General features: G+C 48.3%; 25 protein-coding genes and 1 other annotated feature. Of the genes, 20 read left to right on the top strand and 5 right to left on the bottom strand.

Translation table 11 applies throughout. The features are described from left to right. Window positions 1-165: 165 nt before the first annotated feature. Genes FC20_RS04355 through FC20_RS10320 form a run of 3 tightly spaced genes read left to right on the top strand, consistent with a single transcriptional unit; the run spans window position 166 to window position 3,196 of the window. Window positions 166-879 carry a response regulator transcription factor gene (locus FC20_RS04355; RefSeq protein ID WP_008461935.1) on the top strand — a complete coding sequence of 238 codons (714 nt, stop codon included), beginning with the start codon at window positions 166-168 and terminating at the stop codon, window positions 877-879. Next, the gene (locus FC20_RS04360) at window positions 872-2,479 is read left to right on the top strand and encodes a HAMP domain-containing sensor histidine kinase (RefSeq protein WP_039943968.1); all 1,608 of its coding nucleotides are present in this window, start codon (window positions 872-874) and stop codon (window positions 2,477-2,479) included. The genes FC20_RS04355 and FC20_RS04360 overlap by 8 nt, the downstream gene beginning before the upstream one ends. A gap of 30 nt (window positions 2,480-2,509) precedes the next feature. After that, the gene (locus FC20_RS10320) at window positions 2,510-3,196 is read left to right on the top strand and encodes a hypothetical protein (RefSeq protein ID WP_236697632.1); all 687 of its coding nucleotides are present in this window, start codon (window positions 2,510-2,512) and stop codon (window positions 3,194-3,196) included. Here FC20_RS10320 and FC20_RS10055 read toward each other — a convergent pair. The 3 genes from FC20_RS10055 to FC20_RS04375 all read right to left on the bottom strand — a co-directional run bounded on the left by FC20_RS10055 (window position 3,179) and on the right by FC20_RS04375 (window position 5,025). Next, window positions 3,179-3,493 carry a hypothetical protein gene (locus FC20_RS10055; protein WP_156402953.1) on the bottom strand — a complete coding sequence of 105 codons (315 nt, stop codon included), beginning with the start codon at window positions 3,491-3,493 and terminating at the stop codon, window positions 3,179-3,181. The two genes, FC20_RS10320 and FC20_RS10055, sit on opposite strands and share 18 nt — an antisense overlap. A 246-nt stretch (window positions 3,494-3,739) precedes the next feature. Further along, window positions 3,740-4,720 (bottom strand): membrane protein insertase YidC, encoded by a 981-nt coding sequence (gene yidC / locus FC20_RS04370; RefSeq protein ID WP_008461942.1) that lies wholly within the window; start codon window positions 4,718-4,720, stop codon window positions 3,740-3,742. Window positions 4,721-4,752: 32 nt separating this feature from the next. Continuing rightward, window positions 4,753-5,025 (bottom strand): acylphosphatase, encoded by a 273-nt coding sequence (locus FC20_RS04375; protein WP_008461943.1) that lies wholly within the window; start codon window positions 5,023-5,025, stop codon window positions 4,753-4,755. 93 nt (window positions 5,026-5,118) lie between these two features. Between FC20_RS04375 and FC20_RS04380 the strand changes: the two genes are divergently transcribed. The 5 genes from FC20_RS04380 to greA all read left to right on the top strand — a co-directional run bounded on the left by FC20_RS04380 (window position 5,119) and on the right by greA (window position 10,620). Next, window positions 5,119-5,883, top strand: a complete 765-nt coding sequence (locus FC20_RS04380) for a TrmH family RNA methyltransferase (RefSeq protein ID WP_008461944.1) — start codon at window positions 5,119-5,121, stop codon at window positions 5,881-5,883. A gap of 77 nt (window positions 5,884-5,960) precedes the next feature. Further along, entirely contained in the window at window positions 5,961-6,314 is a 354-nt protein-coding gene (locus FC20_RS04385; RefSeq protein WP_008461946.1) for a winged helix-turn-helix transcriptional regulator, read from the top strand. A 42-nt stretch (window positions 6,315-6,356) separates the two neighbouring features. Beyond that, window positions 6,357-6,559, top strand: a binding site (T-box leader). Between the two features lie 36 nt (window positions 6,560-6,595). Beyond that, the gene (gene pheS / locus FC20_RS04390; protein ID WP_008461948.1) at window positions 6,596-7,645 is read left to right on the top strand and encodes a phenylalanine--tRNA ligase subunit alpha; all 1,050 of its coding nucleotides are present in this window, start codon (window positions 6,596-6,598) and stop codon (window positions 7,643-7,645) included. Continuing rightward, on the top strand, window positions 7,645-10,056 hold the full coding sequence (pheT, locus tag FC20_RS04395; protein WP_008461950.1) for a phenylalanine--tRNA ligase subunit beta: 2,412 nt from the start codon (window positions 7,645-7,647) through the stop codon (window positions 10,054-10,056). The genes pheS and pheT overlap by 1 nt, the downstream gene beginning before the upstream one ends. A 72-nt stretch (window positions 10,057-10,128) precedes the next feature. Further along, window positions 10,129-10,620: a transcription elongation factor GreA gene (gene greA / locus FC20_RS04400; protein WP_008461952.1), complete on the top strand. Its 492-nt coding sequence runs from the start codon at window positions 10,129-10,131 to the stop codon at window positions 10,618-10,620. A 34-nt stretch (window positions 10,621-10,654) separates the two neighbouring features. Here the strand turns inward: greA and FC20_RS04405 are convergent, their stop codons facing one another. Then, a complete protein-coding gene (locus tag FC20_RS04405) occupies window positions 10,655-13,255 on the bottom strand; it encodes a YfhO family protein (protein ID WP_008461954.1) in 2,601 nt (866 codons plus the stop codon). Between the two features lie 87 nt (window positions 13,256-13,342). Between FC20_RS04405 and FC20_RS04410 the strand changes: the two genes are divergently transcribed. The 12 genes from FC20_RS04410 (at window position 13,343) to FC20_RS04465 (ending at window position 25,107) form a co-directional block, all read left to right on the top strand. After that, complete coding sequence (locus FC20_RS04410; protein ID WP_008461956.1) at window positions 13,343-15,457, top strand: peptidoglycan D,D-transpeptidase FtsI family protein; 2,115 nt, start codon at window positions 13,343-13,345, stop codon at window positions 15,455-15,457. Between the two features lie 84 nt (window positions 15,458-15,541). Then, entirely contained in the window at window positions 15,542-15,691 is a 150-nt protein-coding gene (gene rpmG, locus FC20_RS04415) for a 50S ribosomal protein L33 (RefSeq protein ID WP_008461198.1), read from the top strand. 113 nt (window positions 15,692-15,804) lie between these two features. Then, window positions 15,805-16,404: a 5-formyltetrahydrofolate cyclo-ligase gene (locus tag FC20_RS04420; RefSeq protein ID WP_008461200.1), complete on the top strand. Its 600-nt coding sequence runs from the start codon at window positions 15,805-15,807 to the stop codon at window positions 16,402-16,404. A gap of 33 nt (window positions 16,405-16,437) precedes the next feature. Continuing rightward, on the top strand, window positions 16,438-17,109 hold the full coding sequence (locus FC20_RS04425) for a rhomboid family intramembrane serine protease (protein ID WP_039943648.1): 672 nt from the start codon (window positions 16,438-16,440) through the stop codon (window positions 17,107-17,109). Beyond that, complete coding sequence (locus FC20_RS04430; protein WP_008461204.1) at window positions 17,106-17,333, top strand: YqgQ family protein; 228 nt, start codon at window positions 17,106-17,108, stop codon at window positions 17,331-17,333. Before FC20_RS04425 ends, FC20_RS04430 begins: the two co-directional genes overlap by 4 nt. Before the next feature lie 63 nt (window positions 17,334-17,396). Then, entirely contained in the window at window positions 17,397-17,798 is a 402-nt protein-coding gene (locus FC20_RS04435) for a rhodanese-like domain-containing protein (protein WP_008461205.1), read from the top strand. 98 nt (window positions 17,799-17,896) lie between these two features. Then, window positions 17,897-18,817, top strand: coding sequence for a tRNA (adenosine(37)-N6)-dimethylallyltransferase MiaA (miaA, locus tag FC20_RS04440; protein ID WP_008461207.1), 921 nt, complete (start codon window positions 17,897-17,899; stop codon window positions 18,815-18,817). Window positions 18,818-18,888: 71 nt separating this feature from the next. Beyond that, window positions 18,889-20,136: a methionine gamma-lyase family protein gene (locus tag FC20_RS04445; protein ID WP_008461209.1), complete on the top strand. Its 1,248-nt coding sequence runs from the start codon at window positions 18,889-18,891 to the stop codon at window positions 20,134-20,136. 145 nt (window positions 20,137-20,281) lie between these two features. Continuing rightward, on the top strand, window positions 20,282-21,619 hold the full coding sequence (glnA, locus tag FC20_RS04450) for a type I glutamate--ammonia ligase (protein WP_008461211.1): 1,338 nt from the start codon (window positions 20,282-20,284) through the stop codon (window positions 21,617-21,619). A 268-nt stretch (window positions 21,620-21,887) separates the two neighbouring features. Then, window positions 21,888-23,105, top strand: a complete 1,218-nt coding sequence (locus tag FC20_RS04455; RefSeq protein WP_008461213.1) for an MFS transporter — start codon at window positions 21,888-21,890, stop codon at window positions 23,103-23,105. A 139-nt stretch (window positions 23,106-23,244) separates the two neighbouring features. Further along, the gene (locus FC20_RS04460; protein WP_008461215.1) at window positions 23,245-23,616 is read left to right on the top strand and encodes a hypothetical protein; all 372 of its coding nucleotides are present in this window, start codon (window positions 23,245-23,247) and stop codon (window positions 23,614-23,616) included. 39 nt (window positions 23,617-23,655) lie between these two features. Continuing rightward, the gene (locus FC20_RS04465; RefSeq protein WP_008461217.1) at window positions 23,656-25,107 is read left to right on the top strand and encodes an APC family permease; all 1,452 of its coding nucleotides are present in this window, start codon (window positions 23,656-23,658) and stop codon (window positions 25,105-25,107) included. Window positions 25,108-25,209: 102 nt separating this feature from the next. Here FC20_RS04465 and FC20_RS04470 read toward each other — a convergent pair whose 3' ends face one another. Continuing rightward, entirely contained in the window at window positions 25,210-26,985 is a 1,776-nt protein-coding gene (locus FC20_RS04470; RefSeq protein ID WP_008461219.1) for an oleate hydratase, read from the bottom strand. Window positions 26,986-26,991: the final 6 nt, after the last annotated feature.

The raw sequence follows: 26,991 nt of genomic DNA on the forward strand, positions 1-26,991 counted from the left end.
ACTTAAGACATTATCACTTGTTAAACACAGAAAGAAGTTATTTTTTTAATGGAGACTTGTTAAAAAGTTCATTTTGGGCTATTCTAGAATTATTAGAATAAAATTTGAGATTATACTTGGATTAAGCAGACCCAAAATAATCATTGGATATGAGGGGATTTAAGAATGCCGAAGATTTTGATTGTTGAAGACGAAAAGAACTTGGCCCGTTTCGTCGAACTTGAACTGCAGCACGAAGGCTACGAAACCGTTGTTGAAAACAACGGCCGCAAGGCCTTAGACCGAGCCTTGGCTGAAGACTTTGACGCCATCTTGCTGGACCTGATGCTGCCAGACCTGAATGGGTTGGAAATTGCCCGCCGGGTTCGGCAAACTAAGACGACGCCAATTATCATGATGACCGCCCGTGATTCAGTTATCGACCGGGTGTCAGGCTTAGACCACGGGGCAGACGACTATATCGTGAAGCCTTTTGCTATTGAAGAACTCTTGGCCCGTTTACGTGCAGTACTTCGCCGGGTCAAGATCGAAAAGGATGCTTCTAAAGACAAGCTTCCTCGCCAAAAGGTAGTTAAGTTTAAGGACTTGACCATTGAAACTGCTAATCGGATCGTCCACCGCGGTGATGGCAAGACGGTTGACCTGACCAAGCGGGAATACAACCTCTTGATGACTTTGATTGAAAATAAGAATAACGTTGTTGGCCGTGATCAGCTTTTGAACAAGATCTGGGGACCTGAATCCAACATTGAAACCAACGTTGTGGAAGTGTACGTTCGTTACCTTCGCAACAAGATCGACATTCCAGGTCAGCCATCTTACATTAAGACCGTTCGCGGAACTGGCTACATGGTAAGAGATGAGGACGACAATGTTTAAAAATCGCTCTAATAGCGGCAAAGAAGGGACCAGACGCGTTTCACTGATTGTGAGATGGGTCAGCATCGTCGCCATGACGATTGCGGTCTCTTTTCTTGTTTTTTCAGCAGTGGTCTATAACACCGTAAGACAGGAATCGCTGAATCAGCAACAAGACACCGCTGATGAAATCGTCCAGGTCCTGAGAAAGCGGCTGGTGGGGATTGACAGCGAGCTAGAAATCGCCAACGTGGTCCAGCAGCTCTCGCCCAATACCCGGCGGATTTTGAAGGGTGGACCAACTTTTTCTGACAACAATAATACGACCAGCACTTTTAACGACTCGGTCTTGAGTACGGTGACAAATCCAGATGTAACGGTGGCCATTTACAATTTGCGTAACGAGATCGTTTTTCATAACGGGGAAAGCACGCCGAAGCTGGTCAAGTTTTCAGATGAGCAAAAGTCGGTTGTCAAGGAAAATTCTAAGGGGCAGAGCATTCTCTACGTTTACCGCAAGGTAAGGAGCCGCAAGACCGGCAAGCTGACTGGGTACATCGTGGTCAAAAACGCCATGACGGCCCATAATCGCTTGATTCGCCGGACTTTGAGCATCATGCTTTGGCTGTCGATCCTAGCGGTAGTCTTGGCCATCATTGTCTCTTACCTGGTGGTTCGCAGCGTCGTTAAGCCGATCAAGACCATGTCCAAGGTGGCCCGGGAAGTCAATGATGACCCGAACAGTACTGCCAGAATTCCGGAACTTAACCGGAATGATGAACTGGAAGAACTGGCACTGTCTTTTAACATGATGCTGGACCGGATGCAAAAGTACATCGAGCAGCAAAAGCAGTTCGTCAGTGACGTGTCGCATGAGTTGCGGACGCCGGTGGCGGTTATCGAAGGCCACCTCAGCATGCTGAAGCGGTGGGGGAAAGACGATCCGCAGATTTTGGAAGAATCTATCGATGCTTCAATTTCAGAAGCTGAGCGGATGAAGCACCTAATTCAGGAAATGCTGGATCTGACCCGGGCTGAGCAGATCAGCGTCCACTATCCAAACGCTATCTCTGAGCCAATGGAAGTCCTGACCAGAGTGGTCGGCGACATGGGGATGGTCCACCCCGACTTTAAGATTGGACTAGAAGTGGAAGACTTGGACCCTGACACCAAGATCCAGATCTACCAGGGGCACCTGGAACAGATTTTGATCATCTTGATCGACAACGGGATTAAGTATTCTACCGACCGGAAGGAAATCCTGGTATCGGCTGGTCAATCAGGCCAGGAGATGCAGATCGTGGTCCAAGACTACGGTGAAGGGATTTCAGATGAAGACAAGAAGAAGATCTTCAACCGCTTCTACCGGGTCGACAAGGCCAGAACGAGAGAAAAGGGCGGTAACGGTTTAGGCCTGTCCATCGCCCAAAAGCTGGTTGAATCCTACCATGGCACCATCGACGTTGAGTCGGTTCTGGGCCAAGGCAGTCAGTTCCGGATCACCTTCCCGGTTTTGACCGATGAAGACGTGAAGCGCCTGGAAAAACGGCAAGAGGAGAAGGAAGCTGAAGGCAATGGTGAAAAGCCAGCAGCCTTGCCGGAAGGAATTAGTAAAGATTAGTAAAGAGCCGCATGTGCGGCTCTTTTTTTGGTGGTTGATGTGGGTGCTGCGGCGTGCCCCCAAGTTGACTCAACCGGCCTCATTTTGTCGCTTTTTTGCCCCCGAAATGCCTCAACCGTTCTCGATTTTCCGTTTTTTTGCCCCCGAAATGCCTCAACCGGTCCCGATTTTGTGCTTTTTCGCCCCCAAGTTGACTCAACCAGTCCCGATTTTCCGTTTTTTTGCCCCCGAAATGCCTCAACCGTTCTCGATTTTGTGCTTTTTCGCCCCCAAGTTGCCTCAACCGGTCCCGATTTTCCGTTTTTTCGCCCCCGAAATGCCTCAACCGGTCCTAATTTTGTGCTTTTTCGCCCCCAAGTTAACTCAACCGTTCTCGATTTTGTGCTTTTTCGCCCCCAAGTTGACTCAACCAGTCTCGATTTTCCGTTTTTTTGCCCCCGAAATGCCTCAACCGTTCTCGATTTTGTGCTTTTTCGCCCCCAAGTTGCCTCAACCAGTCCCGATTTTCCGTTTTTTCGCCCCCGAAATGCCTCAACCGGTCCTAATTTTGTGCTTTTTCGCCCCCAAGTTAACTCAACCGTTCTCGATTTTGTGCTTTTTCGCCCCCAAGTTGACTCAACCAGTCTCGATTTTCCGTTTTTCTGCCCCCGAAATGCCTCAACCGGTCCCGATTTTCCGTTTTTTCGCCCCCGAGTTGACTCAACCAAACTTGGTTGACATACATCGGGGGCAATTTTCGGCAAAAATCGATCCGGTTGACATACATCGAGGGCAATTTTCGGCAAAAAACGATCCGGTTGACATACATCGGGGGCAATTATTGGCAAAAATCGATCCGGTTGACATAAATTGGGGGCGATTTTCGGTAAAACTTGATCCGGTTGACATACTTCGGGGGCGTTTTTCGACAAAAAACGATCCGGTTGACATACATCGGGGGCAATTATTGGCAAAAAACGATCCGGTTGACATACATCGGGGGCAATTTTCGGCAAAAATCGATCCGGTTGACATACATCGAGGGCGATTTTCGGTAAAAATCTATCCGGTTGCTATACATCGAGGGCGATATTCGCCAAAGTCCACCCCAGTTGACACATTTTGGGGGCGACTCCAACCAAAGTCCATCTCAGTTAACACACTTTGGTGGCGACTCCAACCAAAGTCCACCCCGGCTGACGGCACCACACTGCGACACTACACCGCGCCATCACACAGCAAAAAAACGGATCCGCCGTCCGGCAGATCCGTTTTAATATCTTATTTCTTCCGTTTTTGCTTACCTTGATTACGCTTGCGCAGGTCAGCGTGTTCTTGGCTGATCTTGGCCTTAGCAACTGGTGTAGCGGCACTGTCAGCTGGCTTTAAGATCTCATCGATCTTAGCTTTGGTAACAACTTCCACGATTGGCTTGTCCTTCAGCTCAGTTTCCATCCGCTTTTTAGCATGAGGCTGCACAATGAAGGTGGTGATCACTTGCTGGATGACCATGACCAGGTTGCCGACCGTCCAGTAAAGGGCCAGGGCACCGGAGAAGGACATGGCAAAGAACAGGGTCATGATTGGGTTCATCAGCATGGTTGCCTGCATGGTCTTCTTTTGCTCTTCTGGGATCCCAATCAAGGAAATGTAGCTTTGGATCAAAGCCAAAACGGTGGCGATGATGGCTAAAAGCATGGACTTGCTTGAAAGAGAAATCCCGAAGAAGGTGGACTTAGCCAGGTCGCTAGAGTAGGCAACAGCTTGGTAAATCCCGATCATGATTGGCATTTGAATGAGCAGCGGCAAGCAGCCGATCCCGCCAGTCATGGAGATGTCGTTCTTTGAGTAGATCTCTCTTTGCAGGCCGCTCAAAGCCATTTGCTGCTCTGGCGTCATGCCCTTGGTCTTCATGGCTTCTTGCAAAAGTGCCATCTGTGGCTGCACCCGGCGCATCTTTTCCTGCTGCAGGGTAGCCTTGTGCTGCTGGTTCAGCATCAGCGGCATGATGATCACGCGGACGGCCAAGGTGATGATGACGATCGCCCAGCCGGCGCCGTTGGTCCCGCCGATGGCGTGGGCTAGATTGACGGTGATGTGCTGCAAGGGCAGCCCGATCCATTGGTAGATCAAGTGGTAAGGACCACTAGTTGGTGCCTTTAAGGCACCAGATTTAGTGCTTTGACTAGCGCAGCCAGACAAGAGTACCATCAAGGCAGCTAAACCCGCTGCCGAAAAAAGGTATTTTTTGATTTTTTTCATTTAAAAGTTCTCTCCAAATAACTAGGATACGCTTAATATAATACATGAAAAGAATGCATTTTTTCCATTTTTGGCAGAACTTTTACATCTAAACGGGAAATTTTCGCAAATTGTGACGCGCTTGGGAGCTCTTCTTTAAATTTTCTTAAAGTTTCGGGCTCCCCCTGTAAAACGATCGTGACTGTTCCATCTGGATTGTTTCTAACCGTGCCAGGCAGACCCAACTTTTGGGCTAACAGCTGCACGCTCCAGCGAAAGCCGACCCCCTGCACGATGCCGTGGGCTAAAAATTGCCAAGTTTCCATTTGTAAGACCTTCTTTTCTAAACTTTACTTACTTGTCTTTTTGCTTTTTCAATGAATTCTGATTAAAATAGTATCTCTAAGGAGTATTTTAACATGGAAGAAAGAACATCAGTCAACAATCCCCAAATTAAGGCCATTAGCAAGCTAGAAAAAAAGAAGTACCGGGAAGAGACCGGGTATTACCTGATCGAAGGCTTCCACCTGGTGGAAGAAGCCCTGAAGTCTCACGTTAAGTACCGAGAGATCCTGGCTACGGAAAAGGCACTCGCCCAATTAAGCAGTTTGCCTTTTGACCTAGATGATGACAAGCTGATCAAGATCAGCGACAACGTGGCTAAGCACCTCAGCTCAACCAAGAACTCACAAGACGTCTTCATGACGGTCAAGATGCAGCAGCCTGGCCAATTTACCTTTACTTACGGCAAATGGGTCTTATTGGACGATTTAGCCGATCCAGGCAATGTTGGAACCATTATCCGGACGGCTGACGCAGCCGGCTTTGACGGGGTGATTTTGTCGCCTCAGACGGTTGATTTGTATAACCCCAAGGTGCAGCGGTCCATGCAGGGCAGCCAGTTCCATATCAGCTTGATTAAGCAGGACCTGGCTGATGCCATTGGCCAGCTCCAAAATGCCGACATTCCCGTTTACGCCAGCATGCTGGACCAAAATGCCAAGCAGCTAAACGACTTTGCCCCAGTGCCCCAGCTGGGCCTGATCATCGGCAACGAGGCTCATGGCGTATCTACTGACATCGCGGCCTTGGCTGACGAAAAGCTCTACATCCCCATCAAGGGCCAGGCCGAATCCTTAAATGCTGCCGTTGCTGCCGGCATCATGATCTACCACTTCAGCTAAGTCTTTTTGCTTGTATTTGGTAAGTAAACTATGCTTAAATATAAGACATGGATAATACTGACGAAAGAAGGACGCGGATGATGTTAGAATCAACCCAAGAAGAAACGCCTTGCTGTGAAAAAGCAGAAAACTATGAATTGTGCGTACGCTTTGTCAAGGCTTTTGAGATTATCGGCAAGAAGTGGAACGGTCTGATTATCAGCTCCCTGTGCGACACCAAGGCCATGCGGTTTAAGGATTTAGCGCACGCAGTTGGCGCTTGTTCAGACCGGGTCCTAGTTGAAAGACTAAGAGAACTGGAGGCTGACGGCATTGTCAAGCGGTCAAAGGATGAAGACAGTAAAATCGTCTTGTACACTCTGACTCAAAAAGGGGCCGAACTTAAGCCAGTTTTTAATCAAGTTCATGAATGGGCCGATAAGTGGATCTAAAAATCTGCTTGCAATTAATTAAAATTTGGCCTATCCTATTAATTAATTACTAAGAACAAGACTAGTAGCAAGGCTGAGCTTTAACAGGGAGGTTTCTTGGCAACTGAAAGGAAACTAAGGCAAGGCTTGTGAATTTCATCTTGCGAGTAGGATCTAATCAATTCCGGCTAACCACCGTTACTAGGTCAAGAGTGTAGGTCTTTTTGGCCTAAACTAGGGTGGTACCGCGAAGCTTCGTCCCTTTTGGGGACGGGGCTTTTTTTGTTGAAAGGAAAAAGTACATGGATTTATTTGATCGCTTAAAGGCATTGCGCGAGCAAGGGCTGAACGATATCAAAGAAGCAGAAAATGAAAAGAGCTTAAACGACGTCCGCGTTAAGCTGGTCGGCAAGAAGGGGGAATTGACTGAAATTCTTCACCAAATGAAGGACGTTGCCCCAGAAAAGCGCCGGGAAGTTGGGCAAAAGGTCAACGAACTTCGTGACCTCTTTAACGAAAACCTGTCCCAAGCTAAGGATGCCTTGGTTGAAAAGGCTATCGAAGCCAAGTTTGAAGAAGAAAAAATCGACGTGACCCTGCCAGGCCGGCGCCGCCACATGGGTTCAAAGCACCCAATCCGGATCATTCAAGATGACCTGGAACGCTTCTTCATCGGCATGGGCTACCAAGTGGTGCAGGGGCCTGAAATCGAAAGTGAACACTACAACTTTGAAATGCTGAACCTGCCAAAGGACCACCCAGCCCGGGACATGCAGGCCACCTTCTACGTTGACGATGACCACCTCTTGCGGAGTCAGACTTCCCCTGTTCAAGCCAGAACCATGGAAAAGCACGACTTCTCAAAGGGCGACTTAAAGATGATCTCCCCAGGTAAGGTTTACCGCCGAGACGATGACGACGCTACCCACTCCCACCAATTCATGCAAATGGAAGGGCTAGTAGTCGGCAAGAACATTTCTTTGAGCGACCTGAAGGGGACCTTGGAACTGGTTGCCAAGCACGAATTTGGCCAAGACCGCGAAACCCGTCTGCGTCCAAGCTACTTCCCATTCACCGAACCATCCGTTGAAATGGACGTTTCCTGCTTTGAATGCGGCGGCAAGGGCTGCGCAATCTGCAAGCAAACCGGCTGGATCGAAGTTTTAGGTGCCGGGATCGTCCACCCGAACGTATTAAGCGCAGCCGGCATTGACCCACAAGTCTACAGCGGCTTTGCCTTTGGTTTGGGACTTGACCGCTTCGCAATCTTGAAGTACGGCATCGATGACATCCGTGACTTCTACAGTGATGACGTCCGCTTCTTACAACAATTCCGTCAGGAGGAAGATTAATGTTAGTATCTTACAATTGGTTGAAAGACTTTTTAAAGATGGATGGCGTAGACCCACACGCCTTAGCTGAAAAATTGACCCGGTCCGGCGTCGAAATCGCCTCAACCGTTCACCCAATGGACGGCTTAAGCAAGCTGGTTGTTGGTCACATCCTGACTTGTGAAAAAATCGAAGGCACCCACTTGAACAAGACCACGGTTGACGTGGGCGAAGACGAACCAAGACAAATCGTTTGCGGTGCACCAAACGTGGCAGCCGGCCAAGACGTGATCGTGGCCTTGCCAGGTGCCCACCTGCCAGGTGGCAAGATTAAGAAGGGCAAGATCCGCGGGGTGCAATCAGACGGGATGATCTGCGGCTTGCAAGAACTGGGCTTTGCTGACGGCGTGGTTCCGCCAAAATACGCTGATGGCATCTGGGTCTTCCACGATCCTGACTTAAAAGCAGGCATGCCAGTCTTTGAAGCCTTGGGCATGGATGACTACGTTTTAGACTTTGACATCACGCCAAACCGGGCCGACACTTCTTCCATGGAAGGGGCCGCCTTTGAAGTTGGGGCCTTGATCGACCAAAAGCCAAAAATTGAAGAAGTCAGCGTGCAAGCTGATGGCCCAGACTGGACCGGCGACTTCACTGCTGTGGCTGATGAAAAGATTGCGCCTAAGTATTACCTGAGAAAGGTTACCGGCGTCAAGATCGGCGAAAGTCCACTTTGGCTGCAAAGAAGACTCTGGAACGCCAACATTCGGCCAATCAACAACGTGGTTGACGCGACTAACTACGTGATGCTGCTCACGGGCCAGCCAATGCACGCCTACGATGCCAGAATGTTTGCTGACACTAAGAAGATCGAAGTGCGCTTGGCTAAAGAAGGCGAAAAGCTGGAGCTGCTCAATGAAAAGTTGATCGACTTAGACCCACAAGACATCGTCATCACCGATGGCGAAAAGCCATTTGGCCTGGCCGGCGTCATGGGCGGCTTCAACTCTGAAGTCAAGGATGACACGACTGACGTCATCTTGGAAGCTGCCATCTTTGACCCAGCCTTGACCCGGAAGGCGGCTCTGCGCCACGATAACCGTACTGACGCTTCTGCCTTGTTTGAAAAGGGGATCAACTGGGATGCGACTCAAAAGTCCATCGATATCTGCTCCCTTTTGCTAAAGGAAAACGCTGATGCCACCATTGACGAAGGCACCTTGAAGGCGACTGACACGGTCAAGGCAGAAAAGGTGATCACCACTACCGCTTCTCGGACCAACAAGATCTTGGGTACCGACTTGTCCATGGACCAAATCGTGGAAATCTTCCACAAGCTAAACTTCGGCATTACTACTAATGGCGACGAATACACGGTAACGGTGCCAAACCGCCGCTGGGACATCTTCATCGACGCTGACCTCTTTGAAGAAGTCGGCAGGATCTACGGCTATGACAACATCAAGTCCACCCACCCAGAAACGGGCGAACTGGCTGGCGGCTACACTGAAGAAGAAACCAAGGTGCGGCACCTCCGTAACTTGGTAGAAGGCCAAGGCCTGTCTGAAACCATCAACTACTCCTTGACCAGCGAAGAAATGGCGACGACTTTTGTTAAAAAGCCTCTGGCCAAGGTCATGGTCAACTGGCCACTGAACTCTGCTAGAACCACCATGCGGCAAAACTTGATCTGCAGCCTTTTGGACACGGCAGCTTACAACTTTGCTAGAAAGCAAAACGAGCTGCAAATCTTTGAAAATGGTCGAGTTTACGACATGGAAGGCGGCGACTACCACGAACATGAACACCTGGCTGCCATGTACGTGGGCCTTGCTGGTCAAAGCAACTGGCAACACCAAGACGAAAAGATCGACTTCTACTACGTCAAGGGGCAACTGGAAGACCTTTTGGAAATGGCCGGCGTTAAGGCTGACGTTGAATACAAGGCTGAAGCCATCAAGGGGATGCACCCAACCAGAACCGCTGCCATCTACATTGACGGCAAGTATGTCGGCTTGATTGGCCAAATTGCCCCAATTTTGACCATGACCGACAAGAACTTCTTGGGCAAGGAAATCTACGTTTACGAACTGAACCTGGACGAGATCCTGCCGCTGATGAATAAGGGCGTCAAGTCTAAGCCAGCTCCGAAGTACCCAGCCGTTGAACGGGACTTGTCAATTTTAGTTGACCAAGACGTAACGGACGCTAGCGTTGAAGCCGAAATCAAGGACAATGCCGGTAAGTACCTGGTCCAAGTTGACGTGATCGACGTTTACGAAGGCGCCCACCTGCCAAAGGGCAAGAAGAGCTTGGCTTACCGCCTGACCTTCTTGAACGAAAAGGACACCTTGACCGACGCTGTAGTTACCAAGGCCATGGATCAAGTTCAAGCCGCTCTTGAAGAAAAATTGTCTGCAACCATCCGTTAAAGGTTGACATTCTTGCAATTAAACTCTAATATTTAACATTGCATAAGCGCTAAATAAAGGAGAATTCAAATCATGCCAGAAAAAAAGTATGAAATGACTGCCGAAGGCAAGAAGCAGCTTGAAGAAGAATTACAAAACTTGAAGTTCGTGAAGCGTCCACAAATCGTTGAACGCTTGAAGATTGCACGTTCTTACGGTGACTTGTCTGAAAACTCAGAATACGATGCAGCCAAAGATGAACAAATGCGGCTGGAAGAAAGAATCGATGCCGTTTCTGAACAACTGAAGTACGCTGTTGTCGTTGACACTGACGCTGTTGACCCTGACGAAGTAAGTATCGGTAAGTTTGTCACTGTCACTGAAGTTGGCGACGATGAACCTGAAACCTACGAAATCGTTGGTTCCAGCCAATCAGATCCTTTCAACGGCAAGGTTTCAAACGAATCCCCAATTGGCAAGGCACTTTTGGGCCACAAGAAGGGCGAAACCGTCAAGATCAATGTTGACCAAGCTGGCGTCAGCTACGACGTTGTCATCAACGACGTTCGCACTAGCCAAGACTAGGCATAGTCATCTTTAATAAGGCAAAAGAAAAAGCTCAAGAGCTCCAAACGGAGTTCTTGAGCTTTTTGCATATCAGCAAAAAGGTTAAGGTTAGTAAGCTAATGGCCAGGCCCACCAAGAGGCTGGTTGGCAGGTAGAGCAAAGTCAGCTGGTGGCTGCCCTTGGCCAGGTTAAAGCTTAAGAAGGCGCCAGCAAAGAGCTTGGTCTTGACCAGGCGGCCATGATCAAAGACCAGCCAGTTTTTAGAATATGGAATGGTCGAAACAAAGAGCTTTTTGCTAGTCGTGAACTTTTGACTCTTAATGGTCAAGCCGGACTGGGTTAGCCTCAGCTTGGGACTTTGCAGCTGCTGGATCCCCTGCTCAAAGACCTGGTTGTCAAAGCGCCAGAAGACCAGGCCAGTTAAGTCCAGACTGTCTTTTTCCAAGGTAAAGGTGACCTTGATCGTGGTCTTTTGATTCTTAGCAGCGATATTGACCAGGCGGATTTGATCATCCCGATTTTCAAAATCGTAATAGATGTCGTTGACCGTCAAGCTGGCATTGTCAAAGTTAAAGGCATCTGGCAATTGCAGGTAGTAGGAGTTTTGGTCGCTTGGCTTAAAGGTAAAGGTAACCGAGGCTTCCTTGTTGTCCTTTTTCTTGCTAAAGATCAAGGGGTTGCTCTTGTTGACCGTGAGATTGTTTAACTGGACTTGGGGCAGGCTCACCTGGTTAAAGAGGCGGCCATTGAGGCCAAGGCCGGTCCAAAGGGCCTCTTGGTTAGCCACTGGATCATTTTGGACAAAAGTAATCTTGCTAGATGTGCTCTGGCTGGCAAAAATGAGCGGGAGCGCATTCTGATTTTGCAAGATGCTCAGCTGACTTAATTGCTGACTTGGATAGTAAAGATCGAGGTCAGCTCGGTGGTTTAGGTTGTCATAAGGCATCCGGGCTTTGGCCGTTACCTGGTCGTCAGAATAATTGGGCTCAAGGTAATATTTCACCCCCAAGAAGGCATCGGTAAAGAGGGTGCCGCCTTGGTTGGCGTAGGAGTTGCTGTTATGTACATAGCCCAGGTTAGCCAGCAGGTTGGAGGTCTTGTGGTTGCTGATTGAGTTAAAGGTAGTGATCCCGTTATAGCTGCCGGTAAAAGGATCGTCATCTGACCGGCTGAAAGCTTTTTCCGTCCGGTAAAAGCCGGAGTCCTTCTTGGCCAGGTAGTTGGTGGCAGCGTTGACGTTTTTGGCAAACTTGCTGTAGTTCTGGTTTTCCTGGTAGGAAATGGCATTTAAGGAGAAGAAGAGGTTAAGGGCCAGGTCAAAGGCGACTAAGGCTAGGAAAAAGTGCTGGCCAAAGCGGCTGTAGCCATAGATAAAGCCGATAAAGAGCAGGCTGGCAAGGTTAAACAAGATGGCTGCGATCTGCCCATTTTTGGTCACAAAGTTGAACTTGTTGGGGTTAAAGCCCAGGTACAGGCAGATGATTGCCGACCAGACAGCCGCCAGGATCTTTTGTTTAATGTTGAACTTCTTTTGCCGGTCCATGGCTTCGAGGGCGAGGTTTATGGCGTAAAAGGACACTACAAAACTGAAGCGGCCCGGATACCAGACTGGGAACTGGCCCAGGTGCCAGATTAAGACCAGCGGGGTAAAGGACAAGGACAAGAGCAAAAAGGCCAGTAGGAAGCCTTTAGCTAATTTTTCCCGTTTGGAAAATTCACGGCTTAAGCAAAAAAGAATCGCCAAGAGGGTAAAGGAAGCCCCGATAAAGATATTTGGCATCCCGTCTGACATTTCGTGGAAGGAGTAGGCCCCGTTGACCAATTTGGCTAAAAGCTGGTAGGGCGGGAACTGGAAGTTTAGCGTCCACTTGACGTCAGCATTGGTTTTGCCGGCCAAAAGCTCGATAAAGGTTGGCCAAAGGACTATTCCGCACAAGAAGCTGCCAATAGCACTAGCCTTTAGGTAGGCGAAGAATTTGCTCTTTCTTTTTTCCTGAATAATTGCCAACTGGCACAGGAAATAAAGGAAGCCAAAGAGTAGGGTCATGTAGCCGGTGTAAAAGTTGGTAAGCCAGGTCAAAAAGGTGATGATAAGCAAGTGACTCTTTTTCCCGGCTAAAAGCTGGTCAATGGCGTAAACCAGCCAAGGCAGCAAGATTAGGCTGTCCAGCCACATCAAATTTAAATTATTGGCGATGACAAAGCCGGACAGGGCAAAGGCGGAACTGGCCGCCAGCAGGTATTCGTCACTCAGCGCGAATTTTTTCCGCCAAGCCCAAAAGGCGCTAAGGCCGATCGTCCCGACTTTAGTAGAAATCACCAAGAGAATGGCTTGGGGCAAGAGGGTCTGAGGGAAAAGGAGCAAGAGCAGGTTAAAGGGACTGAGCAGGTAGTAGCTGTCCGTCCCCAGCATGGAGCCGCCCAGGCCGCTTGAGAAGCTGTAAATCAGCTTTAAGGGATGCTTTAGGAAATTTTGCTGGTAGTAGGCTAAGAGGTCCACATACTGCTGGCCCAGGTCCACCGTTAAGACATTGCCCTTTTTGCTTAAAAAGTAGCCCGCAAATAAGAGGGCTGGCAGGGTAAAGGCGATAATGGACAGCAAGACTTGGTTGCCGCTGAATTTTTTAAAAGGATTTTTATTTGAAAAGTACATTAAGAATTAGCTAACTCCCCTTCTTGAAGATAGAATTGTTCCCTGCTTTTTGCTAAAATGACAATAGCTTAGTGAGGATGATTAATCGTGAGTTATTTTAGAAAGAATAGCGGAACTGGCAACAAGAGTCAAACCGCGAACACTCCTTTAAGAATGAAAATTCTTGTCGGGGTCATTTTAATCTTATTTGCGGCGCTGGTCGGGCAACTTGCCTACCTGCAGCTGATCTATGGGACGCGCTTTTCTTCAGAAGTTAATTCGACTGACGAATCGACCATGACCAAATCCGTTCCCCGGGGGGTCATGTACGACTCCCAAGGCCGGGTTTTGGTCGGCAACAAGGCCGAAAACGCCATTACCTACATGAGAAGTCTATCAGCAACTTCTAAAGAAATGTACCAAGTGGCAAACACCTTAAGTAATTATATAAAAATTACGGACGAAAAGCCGACAAAAAGACAGATTGCTGACTACTACCTAGCTGATTCAGCTAGAGCCAAGAAGGTTTATAACGCTTTGCCCAAGTCGCAAAAGAAGAGTTCTTTGTCAACGTCTGAGGTCAACAATTACGAGGTGGCCTATGTTGAGACTAAGATCAAGCCAACTTTGACGACCAAGCAAAAGACGGCTGCGCTTCTTTATAACAAGATGTCGGGGACGTCTACCTTGTCCACCATCAACTTGAAGTCAAATGGCTTGACCAACACGGAAATGGCCCAAGTTGGCGAGCACCTGTCCTCCATGCCAGGCGTTGGCATTGGGACCGACTGGAATCGCTACTATCCAAATGGTTCTTCCATTAAGAGTATCATCGGCTCGGTTTCAACGACCAAGACCGGTCTGCCAAGCGACAACCTCCAGTACTACTTGGTTAATGGCTACTCGCGAAACGACCGGGTCGGGACTTCTTATCTTGAAAAAGAATACGAGGCCCTTTTGAAGGGGACCAAGGCAACCTACAAGGTAACCAGCGACTCCAGCAACAAGATTACCAAGACCGAGCAAGCTTACAAGGGGCAGTCCGGGGCTAGCTTAAAGCTAACCATTGACGCCAAATACCAGGCTGCCGTTACCAAGGCCTTAAAGACCCAGTTTAACGCGGCTTTAAGCGCTGGGGCAGCCAGCCTGTCTAGTGGGGCCTATGCCGTAGCGATAAATCCGAATACCGGGGCCGTTTTGGCTATGTCGGGGATCAGCTATGACCCAACGACCAAGAAGATTACTGACAATGCCTTAGGCACCATCAACCAGTCCTTTGTTATGGGGTCTGTTGTTAAGGGGGCACAGGTGGCTGGTGGTTTGATCAATAAGGTCATTACCCCAACCAACAACACCTTGCCTGATACGACAATTTACCTGCCAGGGTCACCAGTAAAGAAGTCTGTTTACCCAGTTGGGACTTTCGGCTCCTTATCAGCAACCAGTGCCTTGGAAGTTTCTTCCAACATCTACATGATGCAGCTGACCTTGAAGTGGATCAAGGCTAGTTACGTAGCCAAGCAGTATATCTCCATGCCCCAAACTGCCTTCCAGACTTTGAGAAACAACTTCAAGATGTTTGGCTTGGGGCAAAAGACGGGGATCGACCTGCCAGGTGAAAGTTCCGGGATTGAAGGTTCATCTTATGACTCTTCAACGGGGGTCATCCTTTCTGGGTCCGTCCTTGACGAATCCTATGGTAACTACGATGCCTATACCCCAATCCAGTTGGCGCAATACGTGTCTACCATTGCTAATGGCGGCTACCGGATGCAGCCATACGTTGTTCAGTCAATTGGTCATACGAGCAGCGACGGCAAGCACTTCTACGCTTACTACAATAAAAAGCCAACCGTCCAGCTGAAGATTCCATGGACGGCAGATGAACTAGTGGTTATCAAGCAAGGGTTCTACCAGGTTGTCCACGGATCTAACGCCTGGGGGACGGCTCATTCCCTGAAGAATGTCAAGCCGTCGATTTCTGCCAAGACGGGGACGGCCCAGACCTTCTACTACAACACCAAGACGGGCAAGTCAACCGATACGGAATTGATCAACGAAACCATGGTTGGCTGGGCATCCTCGAATAACCCGCAGATTGCCTTTGCCATCGTCTTGGCCGGCATCGACCCTGACTTAGAAGGTTCATACAACAAGAACATGGCCAAGGCCATGGTGACGACTTACTACAAGATGCACAAGGGGCAATTCAGCTCTAAGTAAGTTTGTTTAGAACAAACCTTGCTCTTTTACAAAGTAAATGCTATAATTGTACAGTCAGATATTAAATTGTAGGTGGTGAAAATAATGGCAGAAAACATCATTTTAGAATGCACCGAATGTGGCGACAGAAGTTACTTATCTAAGAAGAACAAGCGTAAGCATCCGGAACGTTTGACCTTGAAGAAGTATTGCCCAGTTGAAAGACAGGTAACTCTTCACCGCGAGACTAAGTAATAAAAGATAGCAGGTCGAAAGACCTGCTTTTTTTATATAGTTTGTTAGTTTTTCCTGATTTCAAAATCAAAATGGAGAAAGTAAGGTCGGCAAGAAGGAAAAAGAGGCAGACCATGGATAAAAAAGCATTTCGGGCTTGGCAAAGAAACAGGCTAATTACTTTTGCTAAAAGCCCAGTGAAAAAAGCAGAAGATCAAGAATTGCTGAATTTGGCGCTAAGCCATCCCTGGGTCAAAAAAGCCCAAAATATTGGCTTAACTTTTTCCCTGCCCCTTGAAGTCAATACTTTGCCCTTGATTGCAAGCCTGCAAAAAATGGGCAAAAAGGTCTACATCGCCCGCTGCTACTCAAATCGGCAGATGGACTTTGTCTTTTATGAGGCGGGCAGCGAGTTAAAAGAGACCAAGTTTGGCGTCTTAGAGGTGGCCAGTCAAGAAGCCCCGATCAAAAATAACTTAGATCTGCTCTTTGTGCCGGGGCTTGGCTTTAGCCCAGAGGGCAAGGCCCGGATTGGCTTTGGCGGGGGCTACTACGACCGCTTTTTGGCTAAGTACCAAAAAGACTATCAGTTTAAGACAGTTTCTCTTGTCAATTCAGGGATGTACTTTGAAGAGCCGCTTTGGCCGCAGGAAAGTTTTGATATTCCGCTTGACGACTTGATCATTGTCAAAGAAATCAAGCGACAAGAAGCAGAAAATAACGAAGAAGTGTAAAATAAAGCCAAAGAAAGGGAGGAAGAACAAATGATGGAAAATGTGAAACGCAATTATATGACCTTCGGGATCGTGGCGGTCTTGTTTTTGGTCTTTATCGCTGAAACCCTGATTGGGGGCTCTGAGAGCACCTCGGTCCTCTTAAAGATGGGGGCCATGTACAATCCGGCAGTCGTCGTTGAGGGGCAGTGGTGGCGTCTGTTTACGGCCCAATTTTTACACATTGGGATCATGCACATCGCGTCAAATGCCATCATGATCTACTATATCGGCCAATACGCTGAGCCGATCTTTGGCCACTGGCGCTTTTTAGTCCTCTACCTTTTGTCAGGTACGGGTGGCAGCCTCTTGACCCTGGCCTTTGGCAGCGACCAAGCAATCAGCGCTGGGGCGTCAACCGCCTTGTTTGGGATCTTGGGGGCCATGGCCTGCGTTGGCTTTAAAAACCGCGAGAGCGACATTTTGAGCTTTTTGGGCCGGCAGGCTTTAGCCCTAGCCATCATCAACATTGTTTTGGACCTCTTTATGCCGGATGTTGACCTCTTGGGGCACCTAGGCGGTTTGATCAGCGGGGGGCTGCTCGCCATTGCCTTAGGCGACCGGACCTACCAAAACTATGGCCGGCTGGGCCGGGTATTGGCCGCAGCCGGCATCGTGATTTACGTTGTAGTTACTTTACGCTTGGGGATGAATGTTAGTCTATGAAAACCTTGAAAACCCTGTATGATGTCCAGCAGCTGTTAAAAAAGTATGGCATCTTGGTTCATGTCGGCAAGCGCAAGTGGGATATTGAGCTGATGGCCATTGAACTAGACAATCTGTATAAAGCCGGCATCTTGGAAAAGAAAGTCTACTTGAATGCCAAGCTGGTTTTAAGACACGAGCATGAATACGAAGAAAAACTAGAAAAAGAAAATCGCTTGGACTAGTAGCCCCAGAAGGCTTTTAGCGGTATCATAAGAAGTGTTACTGAAATCAAAGGAGTTTTTTGAATGAGTAGTTTTTTAATCGTTCTTGACGTCATCTTGGGCGTTATCTTATTGACCATGCTGGGCTTTTGGGCATATACCCGGATCCAGTCCAAGCGTCTTGGCGGCAGCCTCACTAACGAAGAATTCCGGGCCGGCATGCACAAGGCTCAAATCATTGACGTTAGAGAAGCCGATTCTTTCAAGCGTGAGCACATCGATGGAGCCCGCAACATCCCTTACACCATGTTCAAGTATCAATTTAAGGAATTGCGGCCAGACTTGCCTGTATACCTGTATTCAGACTCTTTGACCATGACCTTGCGCTGCGCAAACATCTTGCACAAGAACAACTTTAGCAAGGTCTTTTACCTGAAGGATGGCTACTCTCAGTGGGATGGCCGCAAGAAGAGCTCAAAAAATTAAGACTTCAAGCCTGCTGAGAATTGTCATGCAGGCTTTTTTCATATTTGCTTTTTCTTGATTTTGATCTTTATTTGATTTTGTAGAAAGATGGAAGAACTATGCAGAAAGTACTGGCCATCGTTGGCCCCACCGCCATTGGCAAGACCAGTTTAGCCATTAGCCTGGCCAAGGAGTTAAACGGCGAAATTGTCTCAGGCGACTCCATGCAGGTTTACCAAGAAGTGGCAGTTGGCACGGCCAAGGCCACGCCGGCTGAGCAAGCCGAGATTAAGCATTATTTGGTTGACCAGCACTCCGTTTTTGACGACTACTCGGTTAAAAATTTTGTCGATGAAGCGATAGATGCGATTAGCGAGATTGCCCAAAAGGGTAAGCTGCCGATTTTGGCAGGGGGGACCGGCTTTTACGTCAATGCCTTATTAAACGAAATGCAGCTGGGTGACAAGGAAGATGAAGCTAAAAGCGTGGACCCAGAATGGGAAGCATTTTTGGCCCAAAATGGCCCCCAGGCTCTCTGGGAAGAATTAAACAAGCGTGATCCAGAAGCAGCCAAAAAGGTGCCGGTTGCCAATTCCAGACGGGCTTTGAGAGCCCTCAGCGTCATTAGCCGCACCGGGCAGCTTTTTTCCGGCCAGCAAGCGGAGATTCCACCCCGGTATGACTACTTGATCGTGGGCTTAAACGGCAACCGGAACAAGATTTACCAGAGAATCAACCAAAGAGTTGACCTGATGATGGACCAAGGCTTATTGGACGAAGCTCGCTTTGTTTATGACAACCGGGCCAAAGAGCACCAGGTCTTGCAGGCGATCGGCTACAAGGAATTTTTCCCTTATTTTGCAGGGGAGGCCACGCTAGAAGAGTGCGTGATCAAGCTGAAGACTGCATCACGGCGCTATGCCAAGCGGCAGCTGACTTACTTTAGAAACAAATTGCCGGTAACCTGGTTTGATCCCTTGGATGATCCAGACTGCCAGGAAAAGATTGTTCAAGCAGTTAATGATTGGCTAAAGCAGTAATATAAAAATCTAAAACAAAATATTAATACAGAAAAATATAGAACATCAGAAAAAAGAAACGAGGCAGTAAAATGAAGGAATTACCAGCAGAATTAGCACGGATCGTAAAAGAAGTTGACGAGCAAATCAGAGGTCGCTTAAGAGAAATCGACGACCAGGTCGTATACAACCAGGCCAAGGTCTTGCAGGCTTTTACCGACAACCAAGTGGCAGAAGCCGACTTAAAGGGGACCAACGGCTACGGCGATGACGACATCGGCAGAGAAAAGCTGGAAAGAATCTACGCTCAAGTCTTCCAAACTGAAGATGCCTTGGTTCGTCCGCAATTTGTCTCTGGCACCCACACCCTGGCAGTGGCCTTAGACGGCAACCTCTTGCCAGGCGAAACCCTGACTTACCTGACAGGGATGCCGTATGATACCATGCAGCAAGTGATTGGTCTCGCGCCAAAAAAGCGCGGTACCCTGATGCAAAAGGGCGTCAACTTCTCTTACGTTCCCTTAACTAAAGAGGGTGGGGTGGATTACGCCGAAGCCGAAAAGGTCTTAAAGCGCGACAACCCGCACATCGTGGTCATCCAGCGCTCCCGCGGCTATGACACCCGGCAAAGCTACACGGTTGACCAGATCAAGGAAATGACCGCTTTTGTGAAAAAGACCTCTCCAGACAGTTTGGTCTTTGTCGACAACTGCTATGGGGAATTTTCTGAAAAGCATGAGCCAACTGAATACGGCGTTGACTTTATGGCAGGGTCTTTGATCAAGAACGCCGGCGGCGGGATTGCCCAAACCGGTGGCTACATTGTCGGTAAAGAAGAACTGGTTGAAAATGCGGCAATCCGCTTGACGGCTCCAGGTATTGGCAAAGAAGAAGGGGCTACTTTGACCAACATGCACGAATTCTACGAAGGCTTCTTCTTGGCACCGCACACGACCGGGGAAGCCATCAAGGGGATGATTTATGCAGCAGCTCTTTTAGAAAAGATGGGCTACGATGTCACTCCTAAGTGGAACGATCCGCGGACTGACCTGATTCAGACGATTATCTTCGGAGATCCGGAAAAGATGATCGATTTCACTAAGGAAGTACAGAAAAATTCGCCTATTGACTCCTTCGTTGAACCAATCCCAAGTGAGATGCCAGGCTATGAAGACAAGGTCATTATGGCCGCGGGTAATTTCGTCTCTGGTTCAACCATGGAATTCTCTGCTGATGGCCCCCTGCGCCCACCTTACGCCCTTTACATGCAAGGTGGTCTAACTTTTGCTCACGATAAGATAGCGATTACAAATGCTGTAAAAGATACTTTTTTTAAGTAAAATGGCAAAAATACCTTTTTTTATTAAAAGTTTTTAGACCAATTTGACCTGAGCCGCTTTGAGTGGTATCTTTAAAGCATCGATTAGCACAGAGCCAATTGATTAGTTGATCACAATTTATTCTTGATTTTTTAAAGGTGAGAACATGAGCAAAGTAATTACTGAAGAAGAAATTCGTAAAGAAGTAGAAGAAAAGAACGTTCGCTTTTTGCGCTTGGCATTCACTGACATCAACGGCACTTTGAAGAACTTGGAAGTGCCAGTAAGTCAATTGGACGACGTTTTGGGCAACCAAACTAGATTTGACGGCTCATCAATCGATGGCTTCGTACGCTTGGAAGAAAGCGACATGGTTTTGTACCCAGACTTGTCAACTTGGACTGTTTTGCCTTGGACTAGCGTTGAAGAAGGCACGATCGGCCGCTTGGTTTGCTCAGTTCACAACGTTGACGGCACCCCATTTGCTGGTGACCCACGCAACAACCTGAAGAAGGTTATCGCCGAAATGAATGACATGGGCTTTGACCGTTTCAACATCGGTTTTGAAGCTGAATTCTTCCTCTTCAAGGAAGGCGCAAACGGCGAAGAAACTACTAAGGTTTCAGACCACAGCTCATACTTTGACATGGCTTCAGAAGACGAGGGTGCTAAGTGCCGCCGCGAAATCGTTGAAACCTTGGAAAAGATCGGCTTCCGTGTAGAAGCTGCCCACCACGAAGTTGGTGATGGCCAACAAGAAATCGACTTCCGCTTCGATGATGCTTTGGCAACTGCCGACAAGCTGCAAACCTTCAAGATGGTGGTTAAGACCATTGCCCGCAAGTACCACTTGTACGCAAGCTTCATGGCTAAGCCAGTTGAAGGCTTGGCTGGTAACGGGATGCACACCAACATGTCTTTGTTCAAGGATGGCAAGAACGCCTTCTACGACAAGGATGGTCAATACCACCTGTCAACCACTGCTTTGACCTTCTTGAACGGGATCTTGGAACACGCCCGTGCAATTACCTGCGTTGCCAACCCAACTGTTAACTCATACAAGCGCTTGATCCCAGGCTTTGAAGCTCCTGTATACATCTCATGGGCAAGCCGCAACCGTTCACCAATGGTTAGAATTCCAAACGCCAACGAAATTGGTACCCGTTTGGAAATGCGCTCAGCTGACCCAACTGCCAACCCATACCTGCTTTTGGCTGCCTGCCTTAAGGCTGGTTTGACTGGCATCAAGGAAGGCAAGCTGCCAATGGCACCTGTAACTTCCAACCTGTTTGAAATGACTGACGATGAAAGAGCCAAGCTTGGCATCAAGCCATTGCCATCAACTTTGCACAACGCCATCAAGGCCTTCAAGGAAGACGACGTTATCAAGTCAGCCTTCAGCGAACACATCGTTGACAGCTTTGTTGAAATGAAGGAAACTGAATGGTCCTTGTACACCCAATCAGTATCTGAATGGGAAGTTAAGCGCTACTTCAACTACTAAAATTAAGAATTTGACAACTAATTAAGACTGAAGATCCGCCTTTGGCGGATCTTTTTTACGTCATAATTTACCAGTAATTATTGGACTTAAAAAATTAAAGTTAGACCTAAACAGAAAGCGGTTTATATTAGGAAGAAAGCATTTAAAACAAGGGAAAAAGGGAGTTGCGATTTTTAAAGGCTAAAATGTGATAAACTTTAATTTGTTTTTAAGTATCATTTTTTAGATAAGAAAAAGATTCAGAAGATTACAGTAAGAAGGTTTGTGCATGGCAAGTAATAGTGAAACAGTTGCCGCCCCCCAAGGACGGATGGAAAAGGAAAAGAGCAGGTCAATTTATTCTAAAGACGTGGTCTTGGTCATGATTGCCTCATTCCTCTTTTTGTTTGGGACCATGTTTAACAACCCCCTGATTAACGGCTACGCCGAAAGCCTAGGGGCCAGCTCGGTTTTAGCTGGGGTGATCGTCGGGATCATGAGCTTTGCGGCCATGTTCCTGCGGCCAATCGCTGGGAACTTGACTGACAAGTTTTCTAAGTACCAATTGTCCTTTATTGGCGGGGTCTTGATCTTTATTGGGATTGTCGGCTACATTATTTCACCAAACGGCGGCTTTTTGCTGTTATTTAGAATCATCAACGGGACCGGCTTTGTCCTGTGCACCGTCTGCATGACTACCTGGATTGCCTTCTTGGTGCCGCGCCAGCACGTCGGCGCTGCCATGGGCCTGTACGGCTTGATGAACGCCCTGGCCATGTCCATTGCGCCGGCGATTTCCATTAACCTCTATAAGGTGATCGGCTACCGGCAAACCATGATGCTGCCAGCGGCTGCAACTTTGATCATGATCATCATCATCCAGTTTGTGGGCAACCGGGCCGTTCCCAAAAAGCGGACTGGTGAAAAGAAGAAGTTCAAGCTGATCTCAGTCAACGCCTTGCCAGTAGCTCTGTTAACGACTTGCTTTGGCCTGCCTTACTTCATTACCCAGGCCGATATCGTCACCTATGTAGCCAAGATGCATATGTCGGTAGCGGTGGGGAGCTTCTTCTTCATCTACGCCATCGTCTTGTTGATTATCAGAACGGTCTTGAAGAACTACTTTGACACGGTTCGCTTTGGCGTTTGGTTCTGGATGAGCCTCATTGCTACGGTCCTTTACCTGGTTGTTTTGGCTTATATGAATAACAACCTAATGATGGCCTTAGGGGCAGCCGGCATGGCGGTCGGCTATGGCCTGATTTACTCAGTCCTGCAGTCAACGGCCTTGCTTTTATCGCCAGCTGACGAGCAAGGCTTGGGCTCCAGCACCTTCTACCTGGGTCTAGACATCTCCATGGCCTTTGGGCCCATGCTGGCCGGGGTGGTCGTCAAGGCCCTGCCGATCCAGTACCTCTATTTGGTACAACTGGTGGTGGTGCCACTGGCCTTGCTTGTCTACTTCATCTGGCACAAGCGGCTGAACAGTGCTATTGACAACCATTAAGAAATAATCGCTATTAATATTTAAGCCAATCCATTACTGGGTTGGCTTTTACTTTTGCCAAAAGTCTCTTATAATAGATAGTTAGAATCTGCACAAGGCAGATTAATCATCGTGAATAATAACGAGAGAAGGGAGAACCATGAAACTCGAGAAAATCAAAGAAAACTATGTCAATTGGTTGGCTGACCAGTTAAAGTTCAACCAGTGGTCAGACAGCGTCCTTCAAGTCGAAAACGAACTGGTCGATGCCTATGGCCGCAAGCCTTTTGTCCTAGTCGAAGAAACAGCTGATGGCTATGTCGTAACTGATGATGGCTTTTTAATGTACAAATATAACCCAATAGGGGAAAACGAAGATCTGAACGAATACCTGGCAGGCATGGTGATCGACGCTGGCTTTGATTTTGATGAAGAGCACGGCGTGATTTCTAGAAAAAGTTCCGAAGAGAACTTGCCGGCGGTGATTACCGGACTGATTCAGCTGGAAATCATGGTTTCCTTTATCGCTTAATTAAATAATAAAAGACTAGAAAAGAGAAAGAAATAAAAAGTGGATTCTTTAGATCAAACCGATAAGAGAAAATACATCTCTTGGCCAGTCATTGCCTTGATGGACTTCGTAACCGTCATCGGCTTTGACGACATTATCTACAACTTCCAAAACCAGGGCCTCGCCGTGGTCAGCGACTGGGTCATGCTCTTAGTCCTCTTCGTTATTCCTTACGAAATGATGGTGGGGCACCTGGGCAGCGTCTTTGCCAAAGAAGGGGGTGGCTTGTCTTCTTGGATCCGCCACACCTCTGGCGACAAGATGGGCTACATTGCTGCCTGGTGCTACTGGGTAGTGTCTCTGCCATACCTGGTTGACGTGGCTAACTCAACCGTCATTTCCTTTGCCTGGCTGATCAAGGGGCGGGCGCTGGATGATTCAGAAATGTCCAACTGGGCCTTTGCCCTCTTTACGGCAATCCTATTTGTCTTATTCATCTTCTTCCAGCACAAGTTCGCCAATTCCCTCCAGTGGCTGTCCATCATTGGGGGCGGGGCCATGTTTGTTATGACGATTCTTTTTGTCATCATGACCTTCGCCTACCTAGGCGAAGGGCGGCCAATTGCCACCCAGCCTTTCCATTTCAAGAATTTCATGCCAACCTTTGACATGAAATTCCTGACTTCCCTGGGTCTGTTGATCTTTGCTATGAACGGGAGTGAGTTCGTTGCTCCTTATGTCAACGAAATGAAGGATGGTCCACGGGACTTCCCGAAGGCCATGTACATGCTGGCGGCCATGACTGGCTTTTTGACCATCTTTGGCTCCTTCAGCTTGGGCGTCTTCTTTAACGCTCATAAGCTGCCAAACGACCTGAAGATGAACGGGTCCTACTACGCCTTCAAGGCCATGGGAGACAAGTTCGGCATGGGCAACTTTTTCCTCTATGCCTTTATCGTCACCCAGGCTCTGTACATGCTGGCCCAATTAGCCGTCTTGGTCGATGGGGGTGCCCGGATCTTCTTGTCAGACACGGCTAAACGCTACTTGCCAAAGCAATTAACCAAGACTGATAAAAATGGCCTGCCAATCAACGGCTACTGGCTGACCACCTTTATCTGCTCAGTCTTGCTCTTCCTCAGTTCAACCCTGCCAAGCGTGAACGACATCTTCAACCAGCTCTTGAACTTGAACGGGATTGTCTCACCATACGTAACGGGTCTGCTCTTCTGGGCCTTTATCAAGGTGCGGGTGCACCAAGAAGACTATCCATCTGAATATGTCTACATCAAGAACCGGAAATTCGCCATCTTCGTTGGTTGGTGGTGCTTGATCGTGACCTTGACGGGTGCTACCTTCGGGATTTTGCCAATCGATGCCAAGTTTGGGACTAGCAAGTGGACCCATATGCTGATCTTGAATATCGTCGAGCCCCTCTTCATGATTGGCTTAGGCATCATCTTACCTCTCATTGCCAAGTGGCAGAGAAAACGGGATGGGGAAGAAGCCTAGTACATAATATAGCTTTGCTATTAATAGAGAGATCAAAAAAGAGATTTGCTTTAGCAAATCTCTTTTTGTTTTATCAGTTATTCTTGTTAAAAAAATTTAGAGCTACTCAATGAGCTTAGCATTCTTCAACAGCTCTTCCAGCCAAGTGCCTTGGACCTTCTTCAAAGCGCCTTTCAGGGCAAATTTTGGAATTGGCAGGTCCATCTGGTCTAATGGCTTCTTGTCGTTTAAGTAGTAGGTTGCCTTGAGCAGTTCCCGGATGTCGTAAACCGAGTCAAAGACCTCTGGCACCCCGCGGTCTACGTTAAGCAGGGTGTAGACGGCTTCCATAGCAGTTCTGACCGAGTATTCAGTGGTGAAGACGGTGTCGCGAGTCGGGGATTCAGCGAAGTTGCCGAGGAAGGCCAGGTTGACTGAACCTGCTGGCACAACTGCTGGGCGGTCGCCCTTCTTGCGGAGCTGGAAGTAGGCAGTAACGTATGGCATGTAAACTGGAACGGTGTTGACATAGTCCTTTGAAGCGTACTTCTTGATCAGGTCGTCTGGAACGCCCAGGTGGTAGAGGAGCTCTTCCGTGATCTCTTCACCACTGCAGTCAACAACGCGCTTCTTAATGTAGTTGCCTAAGGTGTCGGAGTAAAGGGCATAGATCCAAACCACGGTCTCGTTTTCCTTTTGGTCCTTGAAGTGGGGCTGTCTGTGGATGGTGAAGCTAAGCATCCAGTTAGAGTCGGTGACGGTGATGATCCCGCCCGTGTTGACCCGGTGCTGGTGGATGTCGCGCTTGGTCAGCCGTTCAAAGTATGGTTCAAGAGTGGCATCTTTCATAGTCATGGTTGCGGAAATGAACCAAGCTCGGTCCGGGATATTTTCGCAGAAGACCTCAGGGTGACCAAAGGCTGGGTCTTGCTTAGCCAGGTTTTGCCACAATTTCCAGCTGCCGCCAAGGGCATGGGTGATTGGGGCTGGGGTGTCATGGGTCCCATAAGTTGAGCTTTCAACGATGGAGCCGTTAGTGACATATACCAGGTCGTCTGGAGTCAGTTCGATTTCTTCTTGCTCGCCATCTCTAGTCAAGATAATCTTCTTGGCTAATTTTTCCCCATTGCTGGTGTCCACTTCGATATTTTGCACTTGGCAGTTGTAGACGATATCTACGCCGTGGTCCTTGAGGTAAGCCAACAGAGGCTTAGTCATGGACTCGTATTGGTTGTACTTGTTGAACTTCAAAGCTGACAAGTTTGGCAAGCCATCGATGTGGTGGATAAAGCGCATTGCATAGCGGCGCATTTCAATGACTGAGTGCCACTTTTCAAAGGCAAACATGGTTGCCCAGTAGGTCCAGAAGTTGGTCTTGAAGAAGTCTTCTGAGAAGTAGTCTTCAATGGTAATTCCTTCTAGGTCATCTTCTGGGGTCATGATCAGCTTGACAATTTCATTAGCACACTTGCCTAGACCGTATTGGCCGTCGGTTGGTACTTGGTCCCCTCTGTGGTGGATCAAGCGGCAGTTTGAGGAGTTTGGGTCATCCTTGTCCAGCCAGGCATACTCGTCCAGGTAGGAGGCACCTGGAATTTCCAGGGATGGAATGGACCGGTACATGTCCCAGAGACATTCAAAGTGGTTTTCCATTTCCCGGCCGCCCCGGATAATGTAGCCGTATTCTGGGCGGTTGATCCCGTCAAGAGAACCCCCAGCTAGGGCTTCTTCTTCAAGCAAGTGGATCTTCTTGCCGTCCATGTGGGCATCCCGCACCATGAAGACGCAGGCTGCTAGGCCGGCCAGACCGCCGCCAACAACGTATGCACTCTTTTTATCAGCATCTTTTGGTTTTCTAGCGTCAGTAAATGCTTCATAATTACCGTTTGAATAATACATGTCATT

It is taken from the genome of Lactobacillus equicursoris DSM 19284 = JCM 14600 = CIP 110162 (genome assembly GCF_001434815.1).
GTDB classification, from domain to species: Bacteria; Bacillota; Bacilli; order Lactobacillales; family Lactobacillaceae; genus Lactobacillus; species Lactobacillus equicursoris.

What these genes read in the sequence shown, in the direction of transcription:
- FC20_RS04385 (WP_008461946.1), top strand. Translation starts at nt 5,961, where the DNA reads ATGATGTTAGAATCAACCCAAGAAGAAACGCCTTGCTGTGAAAAAGCA.
- yidC (WP_008461942.1), bottom strand. Translation starts at nt 4,720, where the DNA reads ATGAAAAAAATCAAAAAATACCTTTTTTCGGCAGCGGGTTTAGCTGCC.
- FC20_RS04430 (WP_008461204.1), top strand. Translation starts at nt 17,106, where the DNA reads ATGAAAACCTTGAAAACCCTGTATGATGTCCAGCAGCTGTTAAAAAAG.
- FC20_RS04455 (WP_008461213.1), top strand. Translation starts at nt 21,888, where the DNA reads ATGGCAAGTAATAGTGAAACAGTTGCCGCCCCCCAAGGACGGATGGAA.
- FC20_RS04380 (WP_008461944.1), top strand. Translation starts at nt 5,119, where the DNA reads ATGGAAGAAAGAACATCAGTCAACAATCCCCAAATTAAGGCCATTAGC.
- pheS (WP_008461948.1), top strand. Translation starts at nt 6,596, where the DNA reads ATGGATTTATTTGATCGCTTAAAGGCATTGCGCGAGCAAGGGCTGAAC.
- FC20_RS10055 (WP_156402953.1), bottom strand. Translation starts at nt 3,493, where the DNA reads ATGTCAACCGGATCGATTTTTGCCGAAAATTGCCCCCGATGTATGTCA.
- FC20_RS04360 (WP_039943968.1), top strand. Translation starts at nt 872, where the DNA reads ATGTTTAAAAATCGCTCTAATAGCGGCAAAGAAGGGACCAGACGCGTT.
- glnA (WP_008461211.1), top strand. Translation starts at nt 20,282, where the DNA reads ATGAGCAAAGTAATTACTGAAGAAGAAATTCGTAAAGAAGTAGAAGAA.
- greA (WP_008461952.1), top strand. Translation starts at nt 10,129, where the DNA reads ATGCCAGAAAAAAAGTATGAAATGACTGCCGAAGGCAAGAAGCAGCTT.
- FC20_RS04425 (WP_039943648.1), top strand. Translation starts at nt 16,438, where the DNA reads ATGGAAAATGTGAAACGCAATTATATGACCTTCGGGATCGTGGCGGTC.
- FC20_RS04470 (WP_008461219.1), bottom strand. Translation starts at nt 26,985, where the DNA reads ATGTATTATTCAAACGGTAATTATGAAGCATTTACTGACGCTAGAAAA.
- FC20_RS04375 (WP_008461943.1), bottom strand. Translation starts at nt 5,025, where the DNA reads ATGGAAACTTGGCAATTTTTAGCCCACGGCATCGTGCAGGGGGTCGGC.
- FC20_RS04460 (WP_008461215.1), top strand. Translation starts at nt 23,245, where the DNA reads ATGAAACTCGAGAAAATCAAAGAAAACTATGTCAATTGGTTGGCTGAC.
- FC20_RS04355 (WP_008461935.1), top strand. Translation starts at nt 166, where the DNA reads ATGCCGAAGATTTTGATTGTTGAAGACGAAAAGAACTTGGCCCGTTTC.
- pheT (WP_008461950.1), top strand. Translation starts at nt 7,645, where the DNA reads ATGTTAGTATCTTACAATTGGTTGAAAGACTTTTTAAAGATGGATGGC.
- FC20_RS04405 (WP_008461954.1), bottom strand. Translation starts at nt 13,255, where the DNA reads ATGTACTTTTCAAATAAAAATCCTTTTAAAAAATTCAGCGGCAACCAA.
- FC20_RS04420 (WP_008461200.1), top strand. Translation starts at nt 15,805, where the DNA reads ATGGATAAAAAAGCATTTCGGGCTTGGCAAAGAAACAGGCTAATTACT.
- FC20_RS04435 (WP_008461205.1), top strand. Translation starts at nt 17,397, where the DNA reads ATGAGTAGTTTTTTAATCGTTCTTGACGTCATCTTGGGCGTTATCTTA.
- miaA (WP_008461207.1), top strand. Translation starts at nt 17,897, where the DNA reads ATGCAGAAAGTACTGGCCATCGTTGGCCCCACCGCCATTGGCAAGACC.
- FC20_RS04445 (WP_008461209.1), top strand. Translation starts at nt 18,889, where the DNA reads ATGAAGGAATTACCAGCAGAATTAGCACGGATCGTAAAAGAAGTTGAC.
- rpmG (WP_008461198.1), top strand. Translation starts at nt 15,542, where the DNA reads ATGGCAGAAAACATCATTTTAGAATGCACCGAATGTGGCGACAGAAGT.